Source organism: Curtobacterium sp. MCBA15_001 (assembly GCF_001864835.1).
Lineage (GTDB): Bacteria > Actinomycetota > Actinomycetes > Actinomycetales > Microbacteriaceae > Curtobacterium.
In genome coordinates, this window is the sequence record NZ_MJGI01000025.1 from 356,768 (window position 1) to 364,857 (window position 8,090).

General features: G+C 69.0%; 8 protein-coding genes. 6 read left to right on the plus strand and 2 right to left on the minus strand.

What is annotated here, in order from left to right:
• Positions 1–24 precede the first annotated feature (24 nt).
• Positions 25–999 carry a heme A synthase gene (locus BIU90_RS13570; RefSeq protein ID WP_071300723.1) on the minus strand — a complete coding sequence of 325 codons (975 nt, stop codon included), beginning with the start codon at positions 997–999 and terminating at the stop codon, positions 25–27.
• 265 nt (positions 1,000–1,264) lie between these two features.
• Here BIU90_RS13570 and sufB point away from each other — a divergent pair, with 265 nt between their 5' ends.
• The 5 genes from sufB to BIU90_RS13595 are packed head-to-tail and all read left to right on the plus strand — an operon-like array spanning position 1,265 to position 5,471.
• On the plus strand, positions 1,265–2,683 hold the full coding sequence (gene sufB, locus BIU90_RS13575) for a Fe-S cluster assembly protein SufB (protein ID WP_071300724.1): 1,419 nt from the start codon (positions 1,265–1,267) through the stop codon (positions 2,681–2,683).
• Positions 2,684–3,982, plus strand: coding sequence for a Fe-S cluster assembly protein SufD (gene sufD, locus BIU90_RS13580; protein WP_071300725.1), 1,299 nt, complete (start codon positions 2,684–2,686; stop codon positions 3,980–3,982).
• Positions 3,979–4,308, plus strand: a complete 330-nt coding sequence (locus BIU90_RS13585; protein ID WP_071300726.1) for a non-heme iron oxygenase ferredoxin subunit — start codon at positions 3,979–3,981, stop codon at positions 4,306–4,308. The genes sufD and BIU90_RS13585 overlap by 4 nt, the downstream gene beginning before the upstream one ends.
• A 60-nt stretch (positions 4,309–4,368) precedes the next feature.
• On the plus strand, positions 4,369–5,142 hold the full coding sequence (gene sufC / locus BIU90_RS13590) for a Fe-S cluster assembly ATPase SufC (protein WP_071300727.1): 774 nt from the start codon (positions 4,369–4,371) through the stop codon (positions 5,140–5,142).
• Positions 5,142–5,471: a metal-sulfur cluster assembly factor gene (locus BIU90_RS13595; protein ID WP_071300728.1), complete on the plus strand. Its 330-nt coding sequence runs from the start codon at positions 5,142–5,144 to the stop codon at positions 5,469–5,471. The genes sufC and BIU90_RS13595 overlap by 1 nt, the downstream gene beginning before the upstream one ends.
• 265 nt (positions 5,472–5,736) lie before the next feature.
• Here BIU90_RS13595 and BIU90_RS13600 read toward each other — a convergent pair whose 3' ends face one another.
• Positions 5,737–6,336, minus strand: coding sequence for a biotin transporter BioY (locus tag BIU90_RS13600; protein WP_071300729.1), 600 nt, complete (start codon positions 6,334–6,336; stop codon positions 5,737–5,739).
• Positions 6,337–6,453: 117 nt separating this feature from the next.
• Here BIU90_RS13600 and BIU90_RS13605 point away from each other — a divergent pair, with 117 nt between their 5' ends.
• On the plus strand, positions 6,454–8,052 hold the full coding sequence (locus BIU90_RS13605) for an ABC-F family ATP-binding cassette domain-containing protein (protein ID WP_071300730.1): 1,599 nt from the start codon (positions 6,454–6,456) through the stop codon (positions 8,050–8,052).
• The last annotated feature ends 38 nt before the right edge of the window (positions 8,053–8,090 follow it).

Consider the following 8,090-nt stretch of genomic DNA (forward strand, 5'->3'; position numbering starts at 1 on the left):
CTCCCGTCCGTCTGGTGGCGCGCGTCAGGGGCGCGGCAGCGGTTCCCGCGCGGCCTCGCGTCCGGCGGATGCGCGCGTGGACCGCGCGACCACGGTCACCGCCCCGACCAACAGGCCGGCCAACACCATGTGCGTGCCGACGAGCCCGACGGGCAGGTGCATGCGGGCCTGGGTGAGGCCGACGGCGATCTGCACGAACTCGACGACCAGCAGGACGAGCGCCCACCTGCTCGACAGCTGCAGGCGCACGGCACCCACGACGAGCACGAGCGTCAGTGCGAAGAGGACGTACGCGGGCACCGCGTGCACGTGCTGCAGGATCGCGGGGTCGAGCCCGGTGCGGTGCAGGCGCCCGCCGTCGACGGCCTCGTCAGCGCCGGCGTGCGGGCCGCTGCCGGTCGTCAGGATGCCGATGAGCACGGTGACGGCGGTGGCCGCGATCGTGCCGCGGACGACGCCGCGGTACCAGCCCGGGACGGTGTGGCGCGCGGTGCGGGGGCCGTTCATCGCTCGGTACACGAGGGTGGCGGTGATGCTCACGAGCAGGGTCGACACGACGAAGTGCAGGCCCACCACGTAGGGGTTCAGGTTCGTCAGGACACTGAGGCCACCGATGACGGCCTGGACCGGGATCGCTGCGCCCTGGGCGAACGCCAGCCAGAACAGTTCGGGACGGGTGCGCCGCATGCGGACGACGGCGAGGAACATCGCGATCGCCACGATGACCAGGACGAAGGTCAGCAGCCGGTTGCCGAACTCGATGACGCCGTGGACGCCCATCTCAGGCGTGGACACGAGGGAGTCGGCCGTGCATCGGGGCCAGGTCGGGCATCCGAGGCCCGACGCGGTCAGGCGGACCAGGCCGCCGGTGCCGATGAGGACGACCTCGACCACGAACGACGCCCAGGCGAGAGCGACGACGCGGGGGTCGACGACACGGGGGAGGGACCACCACCGAGTGCGGACGTCCTGGTCGACGGGGGATCCGACGCGAGTCACGAGGGTGGTGCCTTCCTGTTGTTCCGTGCCGTTGCCCTGTAGGATTCGAGGGTTCAGCAGCAGTCAAGTCTAGGCAGGCGCCGGCTCCGAATGGGCCGAGATCGCCGACGCAACACAGCACTGCGTGGAACCATCGACGTTGCGAGGCAGCAGCTGCGTGATCACCGGCGGACGGGTTCGTCCTGTCGGTGGTGCGCGATGGAATGGTGTCCGGCAGCCGCCGGTTGCCACCAGGGAACTGCCGCGAGAAGGAAACGAGGAGACCATGTCCGACGTGCTCATCGACCGTCCAGAACTCGAGGGGCTCGGCCAGTACGAGTTCGGCTGGTCCGACTCCGACTCGGCCGGTGCGTCCGCCCGCCGCGGCATCTCGGACGAGGTCGTCACCGACATCTCGAACCTCAAGAACGAACCCGAGTGGATGCTCAAGAACCGGCTCAAGGGCCTGTCGCTGTTCGGGCGCAAGCCGATGCCGACGTGGGGCGCCGACCTGTCGGGCATCGACTTCGACAACATCAAGTACTTCGTGCGCTCCACCGAGAAGCAGGCGCAGTCGTGGGAGGACCTCCCCGAGGACATCCGCGCCACGTACGAGAAGCTCGGCATCCCGGAAGCCGAGCGGCAGCGCCTGGTCGCCGGCGTCGCGGCCCAGTACGAGTCCGAGGTCGTGTACCACCAGATCCGCGAGGACCTGGAGCAGCAGGGTGTCATCTTCATGGACACCGACACCGCGCTCCGCGAGCACCCGGAGATCTTCCAGGAGTACTTCGGCACGGTCATCCCGGCCGGCGACAACAAGTTCGCCGCGCTGAACACGGCGGTGTGGTCGGGCGGCTCGTTCGTGTACGTGCCGAAGGGCGTGCACGTCGAGATCCCGTTGCAGGCCTACTTCCGGATCAACACCGAGAACATGGGCCAGTTCGAGCGGACGCTGATCATCGCGGACGAGGACTCCTACGTCCACTACATCGAGGGCTGCACCGCCCCGATCTACAAGTCCGACTCCCTGCACTCGGCCGTCGTCGAGATCATCGTCAAGAAGAACGCCCGCGTGCGCTACACGACGATCCAGAACTGGTCGAACAACGTCTACAACCTCGTCACCAAGCGTGCCATCGCGCACGAAGGCGCGACGATGGAGTGGATCGACGGCAACATCGGGTCCAAGGTCACGATGAAGTACCCGTCGATCTACCTCGCCGGTGAGCACGCCAAGGGCGAGACCCTCTCCGTCGCCTTCGCCGGCCCGGGGCAGCACCAGGACGCCGGCGCGAAGATGATCCACATGGCGCCGTACACCACGTCGTCGATCGTCTCGAAGTCGATCGCCCGCGGTGGCGGTCGCGCCGGGTACCGCGGCGAGGTCCGCGTCGACCCGAATGCCCACCACGCCGCCAACACCGTCCGCTGTGACGCACTGCTGGTCGACACCGTGAGCCGTTCGGACACCTACCCGGCGATCGACATCCGCGTGGACGACGTCCAGCTCGGCCACGAGGCCACGGTCTCGCGCGTGAGCGAGGAGCAGCTGTTCTACCTGATGTCGCGCGGGCTCGCCGAGGACGAGGCGATGGCCATGATCGTCCGTGGCTTCATCGAGCCGATCGCCCGCGAGCTCCCGATGGAGTACGCGCTCGAACTCAACAAGCTCATCGAGATGAGCATGGAAGGATCCGTCGGCTAGATGTCGAGCTCCACCCCCACCCCCCGTATCGACCAGCCGATCGAGCCCGCAACGGCAGGCACCGAGCGCAGTGCTGGTTCGGAACAGCATGGCGCTCGCGCGCACTCCGACGGTGCCTGGAACACCAAGGTGCCGGTGCAGACCCGCTCCGAGCGTCCGCAGTCCGGTGACCTCGAGGCGTACGCCGCGGTGACCGGCCGCGAGGTCAACTGGAAGTTCGCGCCGCTGGCCAAGATCCAGCCGCTGCTCGACGGCGGACTCGACGGCTCGCCGTACCCGTACCTGGCGACGCAGACCGACGGTGCCGACGTCGAGTGGGCCCGCAGCGACGACCCCCGCGTCGGGACCGCCGGCCTGCCCGAGGACCGTGCGGCTGCGGCGGCGTGGACCGCGCGTGACGCCGTCCTGGCAGTCACGGTGAAGGCGACCGACGCGTCCGAGTCGATCGCGATCACCCGCTCGGCCTTCGGCACGCAGCCCCGCGCGGCGCACACGGTCATCACGGCCGAGCCGAACGCCCAGGGCATCGTCGTCATCGACAACCGCGGATCCGCGCTCCTCAGCGAGAACGTCGAGGTCGTGGTCCGGGACAACGCCCGACTGACCGTCGTCACCGTGCAGGACTGGGACGACGACGCGGTGCACGTCTCGACGCACTTCGCCGAGGTCGGCCGTGACGCCTTCCTCAAGCACGTGGTGGTCTCGCTCGGCGGCGACGTCGTCCGGGTGAACCCCTCGACGCACCTCGGCGGCCAGGGTGCCGACACCGAGATGTACGGCGTGTACTTCGCCGACGCCGGCCAGTACATCGAGCAGCAGGTGTACGTGAACCACGACGCACCGAACACCCGCAGCCGCGTCAACTACAAGGGCGCGCTGCAGGGCACCGGGGCACACACGGTGTGGATCGGCGACGTCCTGATCGGGCGGACCGCACCCGGCACCGACTCGTACGAGCAGAACCGCAACCTGGTGCTGTCCGACGGCACCCGTGCCGACAGCATCCCGAACCTGGAGATCGAGACCGGCGACATCGCCGGCGCCGGTCACGCCAGCGCCACCGGACGCTTCGACGACGAGCAGCTGTTCTACCTGCAGGCCCGCGGCATCCCTGAAGAAGAGGCGCGTCGGCTCGTCGTGCTCGGCTTCCTGGTCGAGGTCATCCAGAAGATCGGCGCGCCCGACCTCGAGCAGCGCCTGATCGCTGCCGTCGAGCAGGAGCTCCTCGAAGGCCGGACCGTGCTCGCCGCCCCCGTCACGGAAGGCGCTGCCCCCGTCACGGAAGGTGCCGACGCCTGATGGCCGAGAAGGTCTGCGCGGAAGCCGACATCGCCGTGGACAGCCCCATGCGCGTGGTCGTCGACGGCACCGCGGTCGCCATCGTCAAGGACTCCGCGGGCACGGTGCACGCCATCGGCGACACCTGCACGCACGGGGACATCTCGCTGGCCGAGGGCTTCGTCGAGGGGGACTCGCTGGAGTGCTGGGCCCACGGCTCGCGCTTCTCGCTGACCACCGGCAAGCCGCAGAACTTCCCCGCCTACGAACCCGTCCCGGTCTTCCGGGTCGAGGTCCGTGACGGCGAGGTCTACGTCGACGTGCACGACCCGGTCCCCGTCGACTAGACCGCCCTCCCACTCTTCCCGCGGCTGACGCCGCACACCAGCTGCAACCGAAGGAACGCAATGTCCACTCTCGAAATCCGCGACCTGCAGGTCTCGATCGACACCGACCAGGGTGTCAAGGAGATCCTCAAGGGCGTCGACCTGACCATCAACGAGGGCGAGATCCACGCGATCATGGGGCCGAACGGCTCCGGCAAGTCGACCCTGGCGTACACGATCGCCGGCCACCCCCGCTACAACGTCGTCGGTGGCTCGATCACCCTCGACGGGCAGAACGTGCTCGAGATGAGCGTGGACGAGCGTGCGCGTGCCGGCATGTTCCTCGCGATGCAGTACCCGGTCGAGATCCCCGGCGTGACCGTCTCGAACTTCCTCCGCACCGCCAAGACCGCGATCGACGGCGAGGCCCCGGCGCTGCGCGGCTGGGTCAAGGACCTCCGCACCTCGATGGCCGACCTCAAGATGGACTCCTCCTTCGCGGAGCGCAACGTCAACGAGGGCTTCTCCGGCGGCGAGAAGAAGCGCCACGAGATCATGCAGCTCGAGCTCCTGAAGCCGAAGTTCGCCGTGCTCGACGAGACCGACTCCGGCCTCGACGTCGACGCCCTGAAGATCGTGTCCGAGGGCGTCAACCGCGCGAAGGCCGCGACCGGCCTCGGCGTGCTGCTCATCACGCACTACACGCGCATCCTCCGCTACATCAAGCCGGACTTCGTGCACGTGTTCGTCGCCGGCAAGATCGCCGAGCAGGGTGGCCCCGAGCTGGCCGACCGGCTCGAGAACGAGGGCTACGACCGCTACGTGCAGGCCGAGGCCGCTGCGGCGGGCAACTGATGATCACCGCGCTCGCACCGGAGAAGTTCGACGAGGTCGTCGAGGGCCTGAAAGAGGTCCAGGACCCCGAGCTCGGCGTCAACATCGTCGACCTGGGCCTGATCTACGACCTGGCCTGGGACGACGAGGCCACCGCGCTCATCATCAGCATGACGCTGACCAGCGCGGGCTGCCCGCTGACGGACGTCATCGAGGGTGACACCGCGAACGCGCTCGACGGCATCGTCGACGCCTTCCGCATCAACTGGGTCTGGATGCCGCCGTGGGGTCCGGAGCGGATCACGGACGACGGCCGCGAGATGATGCGCGCGCTCGGGTTCTCGATCTAGTCGCGACCGACCGCACAGACGGGAGGCACGGTGCCAGCTGGCACCGTGCCTCCCGTCTGTCGTCTGGTCGCGACGACGGCGGGATCGAGGTTCCACGACACGCCGCTCGCGTACGCCGAGGTCGCACGGTTGCCACGTGCGCGGCCCCGAGATGCCGGAATGTCGGAACCTCGGGTGGGGACAGCATCGGGCGCTGGACACCGGCACCGCACACACGAGAGCCCCGCACCGTCCGGTGCGGGGCCCTCGTGCGTGCGCAGCGGGGTCAGCGGCGGCCGACGGCCTTCCACACGAGCGGGATGATGCCCGCGGCGATGAGGGCCTTTACCACGCCGCCCACGACGAACGGGTACAGCCCGGCAGCCAGCACGGACTGCAGGTCGTTCGGCAGGCCGAGCGATCCGAGCGCGACGGCCAGGTACGGCAGACCGGTGACGAACGGGATGGCGCTGGCGAGCACCATCGCCGCGGCGGCGCGCCCGAAGCGACGGTCCCACGAGCGACGCGCGAGCCAGCCGATGACACCGGCGGCCGGCACGAAGCCGATGACGTAGCCGAAGCTCGGCAGCGCCAGGGCACCGAGGCCGCCCTGCATGTCGGCGAAGAACGGGGCGCCGGCCAGACCGGCGACGGCGTAGACGAGCATCGACAGGATGCCACGGCGTGCTCCGAGCGTCGCGCCGACGAGCACGACGGCGAGGGTCTGCCCGGTGATCGGCACCGGCCACATCGGGATCTCGACCTGTGCCATGGCGGCGGTGAAGAGCGCGCCGCCCGCGACCAGCGCGGCGTTCGTGGCGAGCCCGTGGGTACGGAGGCGGTCGGCGAGGACTGCGCGGGGAGCGAACCCGGTGGCGTTCGTCATGGATTCTCCTAGAATGGACTGCTGGTCCCTGTTCTGGGACAGCCGGTCCCGTCAGCGTAGCGGTGCACCCCACGCACACACCGTTGTGCACAACCACCAACTGATTGGACTTCCACTGTGCTTGCCGTGCACGACCTCGAGATCCGCGTCGGGGCTCGCCTCCTGATGGAGAACGTGTCCTTCCGTGTGGAGAAGGGCGACAAGATCGGTCTCGTCGGCCGGAACGGCGCGGGGAAGACCACCATGACCAAGGCGCTGGCGGGGGAGCAGCCGCCCACCGACGGCAAGATCGAGCGCACCGGGGAGATCGGCTACCTGCCGCAGGACCCCCGCTCGGGCAACCCCGAGGACACCGCCCGCAAGCGCATCCTCGACGCCCGGGGGCTCGGTGAGCTGGTCGAGGGGATCCGCCAGGCCACGCTCGACATGGCCAGCGACGACCCGGCCGTGGCGGACAAGGCCATGCGTCGGTACTCGCGGCTCGACGACCAGTTCAACGCGTTGGGGGGCTACTCCGCCGAGGCCGAGGCAGCGTCGATCGCGTCGAACCTCAAGCTGCCGGACCGCATCCTCGACCAGCAGCTCAAGACCCTCTCCGGTGGTCAGCGCCGCCGCATCGAGCTCGCCCGCATCCTGTTCTCGGACGCCGAGACGATGATCCTCGACGAGCCGACCAACCACCTCGACGCCGACTCGGTCGTGTGGCTGCGCGAGCACCTGAAGACCTACCCCGGCGGCGTCATCGTGATCTCCCACGACGTCGAGCTCGTCGACGAGGTCGTCAACCGGGTGTTCTACCTCGATGCGAACCGGCAGACCATCGACGTCTACAACATGGGCTGGAAGCTGTACCAGCGGCAGCGCGTCGCCGACGAGGAGCGTCGTCGCAAGGAGCGCGCGGGCGCCGAGAAGAAGGCCGCCACGCTCAAGGACCAGGCCGCCCGGTTCGGTGCGAAGGCGTCGAAGGCCGCTGCGGCGCACCAGATGGTCGCGCGTGCCGACAAGTTGCTCGCAGGGCTCGAGGACGAGCGCGTCGCCGACCGCGTCGCGAAGATCCGCTTCCCCACGCCGGCGCCGTGCGGTCGCACGCCGCTGATGGCGGAGGGCCTGTCGAAGTCGTACGGCTCGCTCGAGATCTTCGCGGGCGTCGACCTGGCGATCGACCGGGGTTCCCGCGTGGTCATCCTCGGCTTCAACGGAGCCGGCAAGACGACCCTGCTCCGCATCCTCGCGGGCGCCGACGCACCGGACACCGGCGAGATCCTGCCCGGCCACGGCCTGCGCATCGGCTACTACGCGCAGGAGCACGAGAACATCGACATCAACCGCACGGTGATCGAGAACATGGTCTCCGCGTCGACGGACCTCAACGAGACCGAGGCCCGACGGGTGCTCGGCTCGTTCCTGTTCACCGGGGACGACGGCTACAAGAAGGCGGGCGTGCTGTCCGGTGGCGAGAAGACCCGCCTGTCGCTCGCGATGATCGTGGTCTCCGGAGCGAACGTCCTGCTGCTCGACGAGCCGACCAACAACCTCGACCCGGCGTCCCGCGAGGAGATCCTCAATGCCCTCGCCGGATTCGAAGGTGCTGTCGTGCTGGTGTCGCACGACACCGGCGCGGTCGAGGCCCTCAACCCCGAGCGCGTCCTGCTGCTGCCCGACGGCACCGAGGACCACTGGAACAAGGACTACGCGGAGCTCATCGAGCTCGCGTAGCGCGCCGCGGCGCGACCGACGACGGACAGGAGGCCCGT